Genomic DNA, 14,732 nt, shown 5'->3' with positions numbered 1-14,732 from the left:
AGGGTCCCCGAGGGGAGGGTCACGAAAGGTCAGGCGCGGGGGGCGGCGACCGACTCGCGCTCGACGAGCGGGCACGGCAGCAGCGTCGGCGAGACGGATGCCGCTCCCCCGCTCGATCCGCTGACGACCGCGTACAGCGCGTCCACCGCCCACGCCCCCATCTCGTAGTGCGGGAGGGCGACGGTGGTGAGCGGGGGGAACAGGCTCTCGGGGATCGGCGCCTGGTCGTCGAAACCGACGACCGAGAGATCCCCGGGGATCGACAGGCCCCGTTCACCGGCGGCCCGATAGGCGCCCATGGCCATGCGGTCGTTGTAGCAGAACAGCGCCGTCGGGGCGGCATCCAGGAGGACGTTCGTGGCGGCGTACCCGCCGCGCGCGTCCGAGCTCCCCTCGGCGACGAGCCCCTCGGTGGAGAGCCCCGCCGCGGCCATCGCCTCGAGGTAGCCGCCCAGGCGGCCGCGTGTGGCCGGGACGTCTTCGGCGCTCGCCGCGAAGGCGATGCGGCGGTGCCCCCGCGCGACGAGCATCTCGACGACCGCGACGGCACCGGCGCGCTCGTTCGGCAGGACGGCGGGGAGCGTGCCGGTGCTGTCGCGGGCACCGATCAGCACCGCCGGGCGGGCGGAGAGGTTCTCGGGCGCGACGATCTCGTCGTGATAGACGGTGGCGTAGATGATGCCGTCGACCTGACGGTCGAGGAAGGCCTGCACCTGCACCGGGGGGACCTCGGGGTCGGGATTCAGCTCGGAGTTGATGATCGCGAGCGTCAGGTTGTGCCGGCTCGCCTCCTCCTGCGCTCCGAGGATGATGCGACCGGCGTGCGGGGTGGTCGCGATCTCCTCGGTGAGGAGCCCGATCATCTCCGACGCCTGGGTGCGCAGTCCTCGGGCCAGACGGTTGGGACGATAACCGAGTTCTTCCGCCGCGGCGCGGACCCGGGCGGCGGTCTCGTCGCTGACCCGCGTGTGGGGGGTGGCGTTCAGCACGTGCGACACCGTCGTCTGCGAGACCCCGGCGCGCGCGGCGACGTCACGGATCCCCGCCGTCTTCTCGGTCAGCCGCGTCTCGGTCATCGTCGCCCCCCTCACGTTCGTACCATCTTCTGCCCCGGGGTGGTGATGTGCGACGCCCGGACGGCGGGAGTGAACCGGACCGCGTTCGCCGCGGGCTCGGCATCCACCTCGTCCTCGGTCCCGGAATCGAGGATCGTGTTGCCGCTGGAGGCCGGGTCGACGCGCACCGTGACGACCGGGAGGGGGCGCGCCTCGGCGGTCGACAGCAGCGCCTCGACCTGCGCCTCGAACGCGGAGTCCTGCGAGCCGGGATCGACGTCGGAGGCCACGACATGATTGTCGGACACCCGATTGCCGCTTCCGCCGGCGACCCGGACGATCACGGGCGGCGCGCCGGCGGGCCGCACCCGCGACGCCGCGACGACCTCGGAGAAGTGGTTGCCGATGACCGAGTTGCCGTCGCCGTCGATGTGGAGGAGCCCGAACGCGTCGTCGTAGCGCCCCTCCACGCCGAGGAACGGGGTCCACGGCTCGTGGTCGCGCAGGAAGTGATTGGATGCCACGAGGTTCTCGGAGCTGCCTGCCGCGAGCACCACCATGCCCGGGTAGAACGAGTGCAGCCGGTTGTTCGTCACGCTCGAGCGGGTCACCGCGTGCAGAGACACGCTGCTGGCTCCCCGCGGGAAGACATTGTTCGCGGTCACGAGCAGACCGCCGTGGTTCTCGGCGTAGATGGAGTGGCCGGCGAACCCCGCGCCGATGAGGTTGTCGGTGATCTTCGACGCCTGCCCCCATCCGCGCAGTTCCACGCAGCTCCCGCACTCCGCGATGAAGTTGTCGTGGATCGACAGCGCGTCGGCGTTGTAGACGGTGAGCGCGTTCTCGAGGTAGACGAACCCCATGCCGTTCACGCGGAAGGAGTCGTTGGCATCCTGCACGAGGATCCCGGTCTTGCCGTTGACGTAGGAGTTCTCGACGTTGTCGTCGGGTCCGGGTGCGGTGAAGTGGAGACCGTCGATGCAGAACCCGACGAACTCGACCGAGCTGATCCGGGGGCTCCCCATGCGCGCCACCAGGAACGCTGCGCCGGACGCCTCGTCGCCCGGACGCACGTCGTCGAGGTCGACCATGATGCGGCTTCCGCCCGGCCACAGCTCATGCAGGTCGGGCCACTCGTCCTCCGGGACGTTGAACCGGATGCTCGACGAGGTGAAGCCGTGGCCCGCACCCTCGATGCGCAGGAAGCTGACGTCGATGACGACCTGCGTGCGCAGCCGGTAGTCACCCGGGGGGATGTGGATGACGGCTCCCGGGCGCCCCCCGTCCTCGACGTCGGCGCCGCGCTGCCGCTCCTTCACATCGCGGAGGATGCCGTTGATGACGGCTCCGATGTCGTGTCGGGCGTCACCGAAGGATCCGTCGGTCACGTCGTACCGGTTGGTGTGCGGAGGCATCGGGAGGTTCTCCTTGTCTGCGGGCGCCATGTCAGCCCTTGACCGCGCCCAGCGTGAGACCGGCGACGATGTGTCGCTGGAGGAACAGCGTGAGCAGGATGACGGGCACCGAGTAGACCGTCGCGAGGGCGGTCATGCCGCCCCAATCGAGGCCGAACTGGGTCTGGAAGTTCGCGATCACGACCGGGGTCGTCTGCGCGCGCACCGAGGTGAGCAGCAGCGCGAAGAGGAACTCGTTCCACGAGGCGAGGAACGCGAAGATCGCCGTGACGGCCAGCCCACCGGACACCACGGGCAGGACGACCCGGACCATCGCCTGCAGACGGGAGCATCCGTCGACCTCCGCGGCCTCGCCGAGTTCGTCGGGCACCGCCTCGAAGAAGCTCGCCATGAGCCAGATCGACAGCGGCAACGAGATCGTCGTGTGCGCGAGGGCGAGCCCGAACGACGTGTCCGTCAGCCCCAGCGACCGCATCACCTCGATGAGCGGCGCACCGACCGCGATGGTCGGGACCATGCGCGTGACGAGCGCGGCCAGGATGAACACCCGGCCGCTCGGGGTGCGGAACCGCGTGATCGCGTACGCCGCCGGTACCGCCAGCAGCAGCGAGAGCGCGGTCGAGATCACCGCGGTCACGACGCTGTTGATCAGCGCGGCCGGGACTCCCGCGCGCGACAGCGCCGAGACGTAGTTCTCGAGCGTCCAGACGCCGGGCAGGACCGTGGGCGGCACCGCGATGGCATCCAGCGGGGTCTTGAACGACGTCAAGAGCAGATAGTGGAAGGGGAAGCCGTACAGCACGACGGCGACGGCGAGCAGCGCCCACAGCACCACGCGGCTGCGGCCGACGGTTTCGAGGGGATTCATCGCGCGGTACCTCCGGGACGCCAGATGAGCAGGACGGCCGCGATGGCGACGGCGAGCATGGCCACGAGGTACACCGTGCCCATCGCGCTCGCCAGGCCCGGGTCGCCGAAGCGCGTCATCGTGCGGTAGATCAGCAGACTGAGCGTGGTGGTGCTGTTCTGCGGTCCCCCGTCGGTCTGGATGAGGATGATGTCGAACGCCCTGGCCGCGTCGATGCCGCGGACGATCAGCGCCACGGCGATCACCGGCCGCAGCAGCGGAAGGATGATGCTGAACAGGATGCGGGGATACCGCGCCCCGTCGATCCGCGCCGCCTCGATGACGTCGCCGGGGATGTTCTGGAGTCCCGCGAACAGGACCAGCGTGATGAACGACGTGGTCAGCCAGATGTCCGGCACCGCCACCGAGAACAGCGCGATGCGCGGATCGCTCAGCCACGCGATCTGGCCGGGGTCGGACAGGATGCCGGCACGGGTGAGCAGTTCGTTGACGATGCCGAAGTTGTCGATGAGCAGGAAGCGCCAGAGGAGTCCCGCCACGACGGGGGCGATCATCAGCGGGTACATGAAAATCGTGCGGAAGACCGCCGACCGGCGTCCCAGCGCGGTGAAGAGCAGGGCGACGGCGAGGCCCAGGACGAACTCCGCCGTCACCACCACGACCGTGTAGACCACCGTGCGCACCGACGCCGACTGGAACGTCTCCGAGCCGAACGCCGCCGCGTAGTTGGCGAACCCGACGAACGTGCGCCCGGCGCCCGCGAACGGCGAGATCTCGAAGAAGCTGTCGTAGACGAAGCGCACGAGCGGCCACAGCACGAACACGGCGAGGAAGAGCGCTGCCGGGGCCATGAGGGCCAGGGCGAAGCGGCGGTCCCCGGCGTCCTTGCTGCGACGCCGGCGCGGGGGCGGCGGCACGGCCCGTGACGGGGCGGCCGGGGCCACCCCGTCACGGGCGGGAGGAGCGATGGTCTCCACGGAATGCTTTCGAACGGGATCGTCAGTTGACGATCGACTGGATCTGGGTCTTGGCGTCGGAGAGGAGCTTCGCGGTGTCCGCTCCCGGCTCGACGGCCTTCTGCAGCATCGGCACGAGGACCGAGTCGACGATCTCCTGCCACTCCGGCGTCGCCGGTCGAGGCACGGAGCCGGGGGCTTCGAGGGTCTTCACCAGAGCGGCGTAGTTCTCGAATCCGGCGACGTCGGCCTTCGACTCGAACGCGCTCTTCCGCGCGACGAGACCCAGCGAGGTGTCGGCGGCGAGGTCGTTGTGCTCGTACGCGAACGCGATGAAGTCCTTCGCGGCATCCTGCTTCGTCCCGCTCGCGGGCACCGACAGGTACCAGGCGCCGGGGACCCCGGCCACTCCCCCGGGGCCGCCGATCATGGGCGCGACGCCGATGGAGTCCTTGATCGGCGAATCCGCGGGGGTCTGCCGGTAGGCGTGGCCCCAGAAGCGCATCATCGCGAGCTTGCCCTGGTAGAAGAGGTTCTGCGCGCCGGCCCAGTCGAGCTGCGCGGCCCCGGACGGCGCGTAGGGCAGCAGGCTGACGTAGAAGTCGAGCGCCGCCTTGTGCTTCGCGTCGTCGATCGTCACCTGGCCGCTCGACGGGTCGAGCACCATCTGCGACTCACCGGCCTGCGACACCGTCGCGAGCCACTCGGTCTCGACCGCACCCTTCACGTCGGTTCCGTAGAGGTCGACGGTGCCGTCGCCGTCGGTGTCGCGCGTGAAGAATTCCGCGACGTCGCGGTACTGCTCCCAGGTCGTGGGCGCGGCGAGGGGGTAGCCGTACTTCGCCTGGAAGTCGGCCTTGTTCGTCGGATCCTCGAACAGGTCCGTGCGGTAGAAGAGGATCTCCGAGTTCGTCCACACCGGCATCCCGATGTGCTTCCCGTCGACCTGCGACTCGTCGACCAGGCCGCCGAACAGGTCGTTCTCGACGTCGTCGGTGAACAGATCGTCGAGGGAGGAGAGCCCCGGAGCGAACGCGGGGAGCCAGATGGCATCCAGCGCGGCGACGTCGAACGACGGCGTGCCGGCCTGGAGCTCGGACTGGATGCGGTCGTAGAGGCCGTCGTAGGGCAGCTCGACGAGCGTGACGTCGGTGCCCTTCTCCTTCTTGTAGAGGTCGGCGATCGGCTGGAGTTCGGCCTTGCCGCCGCCCTCGACGACGACCGTGAGGGTGGAAGTCCCCTCGGCTGCTCCGGTGCCGCCGCCGGCACCGCATCCGGTGAGGACGACGGCGGCCGCCGCCACGACGGCGAGCGGCCCCATCGCGCGCCGGACACGTCCGGTGTGCTGTTGCGTGCGAAGCTTCATCACTTCGACTCCTTCGTGAGTGATTCGGGAAAGTGCGGGTGGGAGTCTTCGCCAATACGTTTTGGCAAATCGTCTTGGCATGACGGTAACCGGCCTCGGAGCGCGCCGTCAAGCGCGCCCGGGGGCCAAAGTCTTTGGCGCTTGCCCTCGTTCCCGGCCCGCCCTACTCTCGCCACGAGACCGGATGCCAAATCCATTTGGCGATAGGAGGACCATGACTGCACCACGCTCCCGCCGACACGCCCCGTCGGCCGCCGCCCCCACCGGCGGGCTCACCCGGCGCGGATTCCTGTCCATCGCGCTGGCGGCCGGCGCCGTGGGCACCTGGGGCGCGCGCCCCGCGGTCGCGGCCCCCACGGTCGCCGCCGCGACGCCCGCCGCCGCGAACACGCCGCCCGAACGCCCCCACCGCACGCTGCTCGGCGTGCTCTGAACCGAACGACGAAACGGCGAAGGAGCCGATATGCCCTCGACCATCTACGACGTGACGACCTGGACCATCCCCTCCGCACCGACCGTCACCGCCGCCACCGACATCGGCGCCGTGATCAACAGCATCATCGCCGACATCAAGGCGAACCAACCCTCCCAGGCCTCCAAGCCGGGCGCCGTCATCTACATCCCGCCGGGCGACTACTCCCTCAAGACCCGAGCGGTCATCGACATCAGCTACCTGCAGATCAAGGGATCCGGCCACGGTTTCACGTCGTCGAGCATCCGGTACAACGCCGGCGACACCTCGTCGTGGTGGGAGGTCTTCCCCGGCGGCAGCCGGATCCGCGTCGAGAACACCGACGGCAACGCCGAGGCCTTCCTCATCCAGCGCTCCGGCTCGCCGCGCCTGAGCTCGATCGAGTTCATCGACTTCTGCCTCGACGGCGTCTCGTTCACGCCGAACCAGAACAGCTACACCAACGGCAAGATCGGCATCCGCTCCACCAGCGACACCGACTCCCTGCGCATCGCCGGGATGGGCCTGGTGTACCTGCAGCGCGGGCTCGTCATCACCGGCGCCGACGCGCTGGCCGTCACGAACAACTTCATCGCCGAGTGCGGCAACTGCATCGAGCTCGTGGCATCCGGACAGGCCAGCCTCGTGAGCGGAAACCTGATCGGGGCCGGCCCCTACGGATTCTCGATCTTCGCGGAAGGCCACTTCGGGCTGCTCATCACGGGGAACAACGTCTTCCCCCGCGGCAAGAGCAGCGTGCACCTGAAGAACTGCACGAACAACAGCATCACCGGAAACCGGCTGCACAGCTTCTTCGCCGGGATGATCACGACCGAAGGCGCCTGCGACAACAACCTGATCAGCGCCAACCATTTCCTCCGCAATCGCGAGAGCTTCCCGCCGTTCCAGAGCGTCCCCGCCCCGCAGGACGACCTCTTCGGGCTCATCCACGTGCGCGGGAGCGGCAACACCATCGTGACCAACCACTTCTCGTTCGACGTTCCGCCCGCGAACGTCCTGCCCTCGGGGGCGGTCCCGACGATGGTCCTCGTCAAATCAGGAACCAACAACTACCTCGCGATGAACCATCACGCCGCCAACGTCGCCGTGCGGTCGGCGGTGCTCGACGGCAGCACCACCAACACGAAGGTGCTGGACTCGGGCACGACCGCCGAGTTCCAGGCCCTCGGCGCCGCGACGTACGGCTTCCGCGCGACGCCCTGAGCGACGGGGAACGCGTGACGGGCCGGATCGCCGTACCGTCCTGCGGAGTCCCCGGCCGACACGCCGCACCCGGATGCCACCACCCGGCGCGTCACCGCCGAACTCCGCAGGACGGGCCGGAGCCCGCGCAGAGCTACCCGCGCGACGCGACGGCGACCGGGCTCACGACGCCCTCGCGGTCGTCCACGAGACGGCGCCGGCCGATCCAGCCGGTGAGCCCGCGGCCGTCCTTCCACCGGAAGAGGAGCACCACGGTCGCCACCGCGAGCGCGAACGCCGACACCGACCACGGCGCGGGCAGATCGCTCAGGAGGGCGTACGCGCCGGCTCCCGTGAGGAACCGCAACGGACGCGCCACCCACGCGGGCAGCACACCGTCGGTGTACCGCACGCGCGTCGACAGGTCTCCGATCGACCGTCCCGTCGCGAGGATCACCGCGAGCCACACCGTCGCTGCCGCGAACGTCCCCACCTGTCCGGCGACGACACCGGTGCGGGCGGCGGGATCGACCACCAACGACAGAAGCGCCTGCACCGTGATCGACACGGCGAAAGCCAGGAGAGTGATGCCGATCACGTCGCACAGGATGCCGAGGACCCGACGCCGACGCGTGACGGGGCGCGGGTCTTCGGCATCCGGGGACCTCTCCGCCCCGCGATGCTTCTTCGGCACGGCGAACGCGAGCAGCGAGCCGAGCAGGGCGCCCGAGGCGTTGGCGATGAGGTCGTCGACGTCGAACACCCGGTACGCACACGGGAAGATCCCCCACACGCCGGTGAGCTGCGTCGTCTCGATCACGCCGCTGATCGCGAGACCGACGAGGCCGGCGATCAGGATGCCACGCCCGCCGAGCACCCGCAGGAAGAAACCGAGCGGCACGAACAGCAGGACGTTCAGCGCGACCTGCAGCACGACCGGGTCGGTGAGGTAGCGGCCCGAGACGGCGACGGCATCCCGGATCTCGTCCACGAATTGGAACGGACGGAGGTTCGTCCCCGCACAGCGGTAGTCGCCACCGTCGGGAACCGGGACGAGGGTGTAGGTCCAGATCGCCCAGAAGTACACCGCCGCGCCCGCCCAGAGCACCGTGCGTCCGAAGCTCAGACCGCCGCGGCGGCGGTAGCTGACGGCGACGAACGGCACGAAGGCGAGGAACGCGACGATGCCTCCGAGGACGATCGCGAGGCTCCCCGACCCGATGATGTTGTGCACCCGGCGAGCCTAGGGAATACGGGCCGACGACGCCGGGTTCTCACCGTTGCGAACACCCGTCCATGTCGCCGGACGACTACCAGCCGGTGAACGGCCCGTGCGTCAGATTGCATACGGGCGGTAGTGCGCGTAATGTCGCGCGCCGTGACTGACGAAAGTCGCGAGCCCGGCGAACCGACGCCGATGGCCAAGCGCATCCTGATCGGCGAGCCTCTCACGTCGGAAAAACTCGACGAACAGCTCCTCCCCAAGAAGATGGCCCTCCCCATCTTCGCCTCCGACGCACTCTCCTCCGTGGCCTACGCCCCACAGGAGCTGCTGATGATCCTGCTCATCGGGGGCACGGCTCTGCTGACGCTCAGCCCCTGGGTCGCGGCGGCGGTCGTGGTGCTGCTGGTCGTCGTCGTCCTGAGCTACCGGCAGCTCATCAAGGCGTACCCGTCCGGCGGGGGCGACTACGAAGTCGCCAGCAAGAACCTCGGCGAGGTTCCCGGCGTCGTGGTCGCCGCAGCTCTCCTGGTGGACTACGTGCTCACGGTCGCCGTGTCCGTGGCATCCGGGGTCGACAACATCATCTCGGCGCTCCCCGAACTCAACCCGTTCCGGGTCGAGATCGCCGTCGGGTTCGTCATCCTCATCGTCATCGTCAACCTCCGCGGCGTGCGCGAGGCCTCGTCGGTGTTCGCCATCCCGACGTACCTGTTCATCGGGTCCGTCGGCATCATGATCGTCGTGGGACTCGGCCGCGCCGTTCTGGGCGATGTGCCCATGGCATCCAGCGCGAACTACGCCGTCCAGGCGGAATCGATGACGCAGGCCGCGCTGATCCTCCTGGTGCTGCGGGCGTTCTCGAGCGGCTGCTCGGCCCTGACCGGCGTCGAGGCCGTGTCCAACGGCGTGCCCGCGTTCCGCAAGCCCAAGATCCGCAACGCCCAGACCACCCTGACGCTCATGGGCGGCATCGCCATCGCGCTGTTCGTCGGGCTGACGCTGCTCGCACTGCTGTCCGGCGTGCACTACGCCGAGAACCCGTGCAACCTCGTCGGCTTCGACTGCACCCTCCCGCAGCCGAGCCTCATGGCGCAGGTGGCCGCCGCCACGTTCGGCATGGGCAGCATCCCGTTCTTCATCATCCAGGCCGCGACCGCGTGCGTGCTGCTGCTCGCCGCCAACACCGCCTTCAACGGCTTCCCGCTGCTCGGTGCCGTGCTCGCCCGCGACGGCTACGCCCCGAAGGCGCTCAACACCCGCGGCGACCGTCTCGTGTACTCCAACGGCATGGTGATCCTCGGCATCGTCGCGATCGGCGTGCTGATCGTGTACCAGGCCAACCTCACGACCCTGATCCAGCTGTACATCATCGGTGTGTTCGTGTCGTTCTCGCTCGGGCAGATCGGCATGGTCCGCCACTGGCGCCGGGCGTTGGCCGGTTTCCGCGCGCTCACCCCCGAGGCGGCGCGCCAGCAGAGCGCCCGGTACGAACGCCGTTCGGCGATCACGGGTCTGTGGATCAACTCCCTCGGCGCCTCGCTCACCGTCCTCGTGCTCGTCATCGTCACGATCACGAAGTTCACGCACGGCGCGTGGCTGGTGTTCATCGCGATTCCGATCCTCGCGACGCTCATGCTCGGCGTGAACCGCTACTACCGCGACGTCGAGCACGAGATCCGCATGGACGACGAGGTGCACTTCGGATCCTCGGGCGACGTCGCGATCATCCTCGTGAACCGTCTGCAGAAGCCCGTGATGAAGGCGATCGACTACGCCCTCGCCGCCAAGCACGACAAGACCCTCGCGGTGCACGTGGCGATCTCGGAAGAGGATGCCGCGAGCCTCCAGAAGGAGTGGGCGGCGCACGACATGCCCATCCCGCTCGTCATCATCGAGTCGCCGTACCGCACCTACACGTCCCCGGTGACGACGTTCATCAAGAGCTACCGCGAGAAGCACGGCTCGGCCGTGGTGACCGTCTACCTCCCGCAGTTCATCGTGGGCCACTGGTGGGAGTCGATCCTCCACAACCGCCGTTCGCGGCGCCTCGCGCAGCAGCTGATGCTCGTGCACGGCGTCTCCATCACGCTCGTCCCGTGGCTGCTGGACTCGTCCGAGCTCATCTACGGCCGACGCTCGCGCCCGCTCCCGGGTCAGCAGCGCGGTGGTCAGCCGGTGGCCGAGATCCCCGCGCACCGCGGGAAGGCGCCCACCTCCCCGGCGTCCTGAGGCGGCCGGCGGCCCCCTGACCGCGAAACCGCATCTGCCCGACGAACCCACTGCACGCTGCAGTGGGTTCGTCATGCGGGTGCAGTCTCGGCATCCCCGGCGTTCGGGCCTCCTCCGCGTCGCGGGTGAAGCGACGGCGCGCACCACGACGCGGCTGGTTGGATGGGGGGCGGGCAAGGATCGAGGACGAGGTGGATGACGACACGCGCGGCCGCGCGATCGAGCTGCTGGGGCGCTTCAACGACGAGCTGACCCGCGTCATCGACGCCGTCTACGGCACCCGGTGGGCGGAGATCGAGGAGATGATCGCGCTGGTGGTGCTGGCATCCGAGCGCGTGGTGTGCACCCGGCGCCTCGCCGAGGCCAGCGGCCTCGGCCGCCGGGCGATCTCCCGACTCGTCCTGCGGCTCCAGGACGAGGGGATCGTCACGACGCGGCCGTCCGAGGTCGATCGGCGCGCCGTCGATGTCGTCCTCACCGAGGCGGGGGTGCGTCAGGCCGACGAGCTCCGGCGAGCGGGCGAGACGTTCCTCGACGGGAGCGAGGCGATCGCGCGCGAGATCAGTCGAGGATTGGCGGTCGGCGACGTCCCCCCGGCACCCTCGCCCCGCGCCGACGCCCTCGATCTCCTGCGCCGCGTCTGCGAATCCGGCGCTCGGCTCGTGAGCTACATGCCGGCGGCCGCGACACGGGGCCGGCTGGCGGCCCGCCAGCGCGCCGCCCTGGTCCTCGTCGCCACGCTCGGCAGCGTGCGCCCGGCCGCGGTGTCCGACGCGCTCGAGGTCTCCCCCGCGGGCGCGGCGTACATCATCGACCAACTCTGCGCGAAGGGCTTCCTCACCCGTGTGCACGGCGTCGTCCCGGACGACCGGCGAGCCGTGGTGCTCCAGGCCACGTCGGAGGGGCTGCGGGCGGTGGGGGCGGTCGCCTACGGGATCGAGCAGGAGAGCGCTTCGCTGGCCGCGCTGTTCGCGGAAGTCGCTGCGCGGGGGCGGGGCTGACGGCCCGACCCCGCCGAATGATTTCCGGTTCGAACTATTCGGACTTGTCCCAAACGCGACTCCTTCGGTACTGTCCCGAAACAGGCAGAAGGAGTCGGACATGTCCCGAGAAGAGCACGCCCGCGAGGGCGCCCAGGCCGTCCTCCCGGACGACCGGATCATCGACGTGGCCGTCGTCATGCCGCGGGGATCGACGAAGTCGGGGATCCTCGGCGCCGCCGTCGGCGCAGGTCTCGCGGGAGACAACCAGCTGGCGTGGGGTGTCGCCGGAGGCATGGTCGGCCAGCGCGCGCACAGCGCGGCCCACGGCAGCTTCCCGTCCATCGTGCTCGCGCTGTCGGAGACGAAGCTCTACATCCTCGGGCGGCGGTCGACCGGCCTGGTCGGCGGGTGGAAAGACCTGAGTCCCGTCGCGCACATCGATCGGGACCATCTCGAGGTGAACCGGCGGCACAGCGGGACCGTCCGCGTGCTCGAACTCACCGACACCACCACGGGCACCACTCTCGAGTTCGAAGCGCAGAACATCGGCGGCCTCGGTCTCGACGATCTGCTCGGCCGACTCGAGAACTAGCCGGTGGCGTACAACGACCGTCCGCCCGGAGTCACGTTCGTCGCGGTGATCGCGTGGGTCACCGGCATCCTCCAGGTCGGCATCTCGGCCCTCGTCCTCACCGGGGCGATCCGCCCCGCGGGGGTCTCGGTCCCCTCCGCGTGGGTCGGGATCGTCGTCGGGATCATCACGCTCCTGGTCAGCTTCGGGCTCTTCGGAGCCCGCCGGGTGGCGCGCGTGATCGTCACCGCGTCGCTCGTCCTCAGCATCCTGAGCGCGATCCTGCAGGCGATCGCCCATCAGGACGCCAACGTGCTCGTCGGCGCCGTCCTGACGATCGCGCTCGCCGTCCTCGGCATCGCCCTCCTCTACACCTCCCGCGCGAACCGCTTCTTCGCGTGACCTCCCCCCGAAAGGCTCCGTCGATGCACGACGACACCCGCACCGCCCCCGCTCTCGGCGCGAACGGCTGGCAGCGCTTCTGGAACCGCGGCGGCTGGTGGCGCGCGGTCCTCATGGCCGTGATCTACCTCGCGGTCTACAACCTCTCCGGGCTCGCCCTCCAGCCCGCGATCGGGGGGCTCGTCGACGCGGAGAACTTCCTGTCGACCCCGCTGTCGGCGTTCCTCGCGATCGGCCTGCAGCCCTTGATCGGCTCGGTCGTCCTGGTGATCATCGCCGTCTCGCTCGGATGGCTGCCCCGCCCCCTCTTCGGGCGCCAGCCGGTGCCGCGCAAGTGGTGGTTCTGGCTCGGACCGATCTTCATCCTCGTGCCGATCGTCTTCCACTTCCTCGGGATCGACTACGGCCGCTACGGGGCGGGCGTCGTCATCTCGGTCCTCATCGCGGGCGTGTTCGTCGGGTTCTCCGAGGACTTCCTCACCCGCGGCATGGCCGTCGTGATGCTCCGTCGCCACGGCTACCGCGAGTGGGCCGTCATGGCGCTCTCCTCGCTCCTGTTCGCCTCGCTGCACCTGTCGAACCTCTTCGCGGGACAGAGCATCGCGGCGGTGATCCCGATCGTGATCTACACCTTCGCCTTCGGCGTGTGCATGTACGCCACGCTGCGCGTGGGCGGCTCGCTCATCTGGCCGATCATCCTGCACGCGCTCACCGACCCGACCACGATCCTCGCTTCGGGCGGGATCGACGACGGCACCCACGCGACGATGAACTCGGCGAACGCGGTGGCCAGCGCCGGAACGGTCGCCTACGTGGTGTGGGCCGTCGTGCTCCTCATCGTCACGCGCGGCGACGCGCAGGGCCGCGCCGACGCCGACGAGCCGGCCCGCGTCAGCGTCGCCGGCTGACCCGGCATCCGGGTCGGGGGCCGGGGGCCGGGGCCTCTGTGGCCCCTCGGATCGCCGAGACGGCATCTGCCCGACAAACCCACTGCACGCTGCAGTGGAGTCGTCATGCGGGTGCAGTCTCGGCATCCCTCGCTCCCGACGGCGCGGGGCGGCTCCGCCACGGAAACCTTGCCGCCCGCCGACGCCTCCGGCAGGGTGGATGCCATGCCGATCCTCGCCGTACTCACCCTCGCCGTGATGGTGGTCGCGCTGATCGACGCCATCACCCGCCGCGACGACCAGGTCAAGCACCTGCCGAAGTTCGCGTGGGTGTTCTTCATCGTGCTGCTGCCGCTGATCGGGTCGATCCTGTGGTTCACGATCGGTCGCGAGTGGGAGCAGCGGCGCGAGCCGATGACGTTCGGCGACCCCCGGCGGTGGCAGCGGGATGCCGCGGCGGCTCCGGCCGCACCGAGCGCCCGCACCACCGAGCAGCAGATCGCCGACCTCGAGCGCGAGATGTACCTCGCCGACCTCGAGGAGCAGGTGCGCCGCCGCCGCGCCGAGGGCGACGCCGCGAGCTGACCGCGCGCCCGCTGACCCGTCGAGTGTCCGGAACACGCCGCCGGGAAGACGGCCCGTACGGCGTTTCTCGGACGCCCGTCGACGCGATCGGCGTCAATCGGTGGGCCGCTGTCGCAGGCGCTTCACGTCGGTGCGGCGCTGCTTCGCCTGCAGACGCCGCTCCTTCGATCCGCGGGTCGGCCGGGTCGCACGACGCGGGGGCGCGGGCGGACGCACGGCCTCGGCCACCAGCGCGGCGAGACGGGCGCGCGCGGCGTCGCGGTTGCGCAGCTGGTTGCGGTGCTCGGACGCGGCGATGGTCAGCACCCCGTCGACGAGCCGGCTCTCCAGACGATCCGTGACCCGCTCGCGCTGCACCCGCGACAGCACGGCCGAGCGCGCGGCATCCCAGATCAGCTCCACGCGGGAATCGGCGGTGTTCACACCCTGACCGCCGGGGCCGGACGAGCGCGAGAACCGCCACGACAGTTCCGCCGCCGGGATCACCAGGCCCGCGCTGACGCGCACGTCGGATCCGGCGGAGGAGAGCATGCCTC

General features: G+C 69.8%; 15 protein-coding genes. 8 read left to right on the top strand and 7 right to left on the bottom strand.

The window, feature by feature from the left end:
• Positions 1-29 precede the first annotated feature (29 nt).
• The 5 genes from BGO45_RS13695 to BGO45_RS13675 all read right to left on the bottom strand — a co-directional run bounded on the left by BGO45_RS13695 (position 30) and on the right by BGO45_RS13675 (position 5,615).
• The gene (locus BGO45_RS13695) at positions 30-1,076 is read right to left on the bottom strand and encodes a LacI family DNA-binding transcriptional regulator (protein WP_292695108.1); all 1,047 of its coding nucleotides are present in this window, start codon (positions 1,074-1,076) and stop codon (positions 30-32) included.
• Between the two features lie 11 nt (positions 1,077-1,087).
• Positions 1,088-2,470: a NosD domain-containing protein gene (locus BGO45_RS13690; protein WP_292695106.1), complete on the bottom strand. Its 1,383-nt coding sequence runs from the start codon at positions 2,468-2,470 to the stop codon at positions 1,088-1,090.
• Between the two features lie 31 nt (positions 2,471-2,501).
• Positions 2,502-3,338: a carbohydrate ABC transporter permease gene (locus tag BGO45_RS13685; RefSeq protein WP_292695104.1), complete on the bottom strand. Its 837-nt coding sequence runs from the start codon at positions 3,336-3,338 to the stop codon at positions 2,502-2,504.
• A complete protein-coding gene (locus BGO45_RS13680; RefSeq protein ID WP_292695186.1) occupies positions 3,335-4,189 on the bottom strand; it encodes a carbohydrate ABC transporter permease in 855 nt (284 codons plus the stop codon). The genes BGO45_RS13685 and BGO45_RS13680 overlap by 4 nt, the downstream gene beginning before the upstream one ends.
• Positions 4,190-4,337: 148 nt before the next feature.
• Positions 4,338-5,615, bottom strand: coding sequence for an extracellular solute-binding protein (locus BGO45_RS13675; RefSeq protein WP_292695184.1), 1,278 nt, complete (start codon positions 5,613-5,615; stop codon positions 4,338-4,340).
• A gap of 259 nt (positions 5,616-5,874) precedes the next feature.
• On the opposite strand from BGO45_RS13675, the gene BGO45_RS13670 reads away from it, so the two are divergent.
• Together BGO45_RS13670 and BGO45_RS13665 are read left to right on the top strand one after the other, a co-directional pair.
• Entirely contained in the window at positions 5,875-6,093 is a 219-nt protein-coding gene (locus tag BGO45_RS13670; RefSeq protein WP_292695102.1) for a hypothetical protein, read from the top strand.
• A gap of 30 nt (positions 6,094-6,123) precedes the next feature.
• Positions 6,124-7,335 (top strand): NosD domain-containing protein, encoded by a 1,212-nt coding sequence (locus BGO45_RS13665; protein WP_292695100.1) that lies wholly within the window; start codon positions 6,124-6,126, stop codon positions 7,333-7,335.
• A gap of 133 nt (positions 7,336-7,468) precedes the next feature.
• Here the strand turns inward: BGO45_RS13665 and BGO45_RS13660 are convergent, their stop codons facing one another.
• Positions 7,469-8,548 (bottom strand): VanZ family protein, encoded by a 1,080-nt coding sequence (locus tag BGO45_RS13660; protein WP_292695098.1) that lies wholly within the window; start codon positions 8,546-8,548, stop codon positions 7,469-7,471.
• A gap of 183 nt (positions 8,549-8,731) precedes the next feature.
• Between BGO45_RS13660 and BGO45_RS13655 the strand changes: the two genes are divergently transcribed.
• The 6 genes from BGO45_RS13655 (at position 8,732) to BGO45_RS13630 (ending at position 14,196) form a co-directional block, all read left to right on the top strand.
• Positions 8,732-10,768, top strand: a complete 2,037-nt coding sequence (locus tag BGO45_RS13655; protein WP_292695182.1) for an APC family permease — start codon at positions 8,732-8,734, stop codon at positions 10,766-10,768.
• A gap of 191 nt (positions 10,769-10,959) precedes the next feature.
• Positions 10,960-11,769 carry a MarR family winged helix-turn-helix transcriptional regulator gene (locus BGO45_RS13650; RefSeq protein WP_292695096.1) on the top strand — a complete coding sequence of 270 codons (810 nt, stop codon included), beginning with the start codon at positions 10,960-10,962 and terminating at the stop codon, positions 11,767-11,769.
• A 100-nt stretch (positions 11,770-11,869) separates the two neighbouring features.
• Entirely contained in the window at positions 11,870-12,343 is a 474-nt protein-coding gene (locus tag BGO45_RS13645; protein WP_292695094.1) for a hypothetical protein, read from the top strand.
• Positions 12,344-12,346: 3 nt separating this feature from the next.
• A complete protein-coding gene (locus BGO45_RS13640; protein ID WP_292695092.1) occupies positions 12,347-12,724 on the top strand; it encodes a hypothetical protein in 378 nt (125 codons plus the stop codon).
• 23 nt (positions 12,725-12,747) lie between these two features.
• A complete protein-coding gene (locus BGO45_RS13635) occupies positions 12,748-13,632 on the top strand; it encodes a CPBP family intramembrane glutamic endopeptidase (RefSeq protein ID WP_292695090.1) in 885 nt (294 codons plus the stop codon).
• Between the two features lie 204 nt (positions 13,633-13,836).
• A complete protein-coding gene (locus BGO45_RS13630; protein ID WP_292695088.1) occupies positions 13,837-14,196 on the top strand; it encodes a PLD nuclease N-terminal domain-containing protein in 360 nt (119 codons plus the stop codon).
• A 93-nt stretch (positions 14,197-14,289) separates the two neighbouring features.
• Here BGO45_RS13630 and arfB read toward each other — a convergent pair whose 3' ends face one another.
• Entirely contained in the window at positions 14,290-14,727 is a 438-nt protein-coding gene (arfB, locus tag BGO45_RS13625) for an alternative ribosome rescue aminoacyl-tRNA hydrolase ArfB (protein ID WP_292695087.1), read from the bottom strand.
• Between the last annotated feature and the right edge of the window lie 5 nt (positions 14,728-14,732).

This window comes from Microbacterium sp. 71-36, from assembly GCF_001898305.1.
GTDB lineage: Bacteria > Actinomycetota > Actinomycetes > Actinomycetales > Microbacteriaceae > Microbacterium.
The sequence above is the reverse complement of the archived record's forward strand: the minus strand, read 5'-3'. Positions and strand labels throughout refer to the sequence as shown.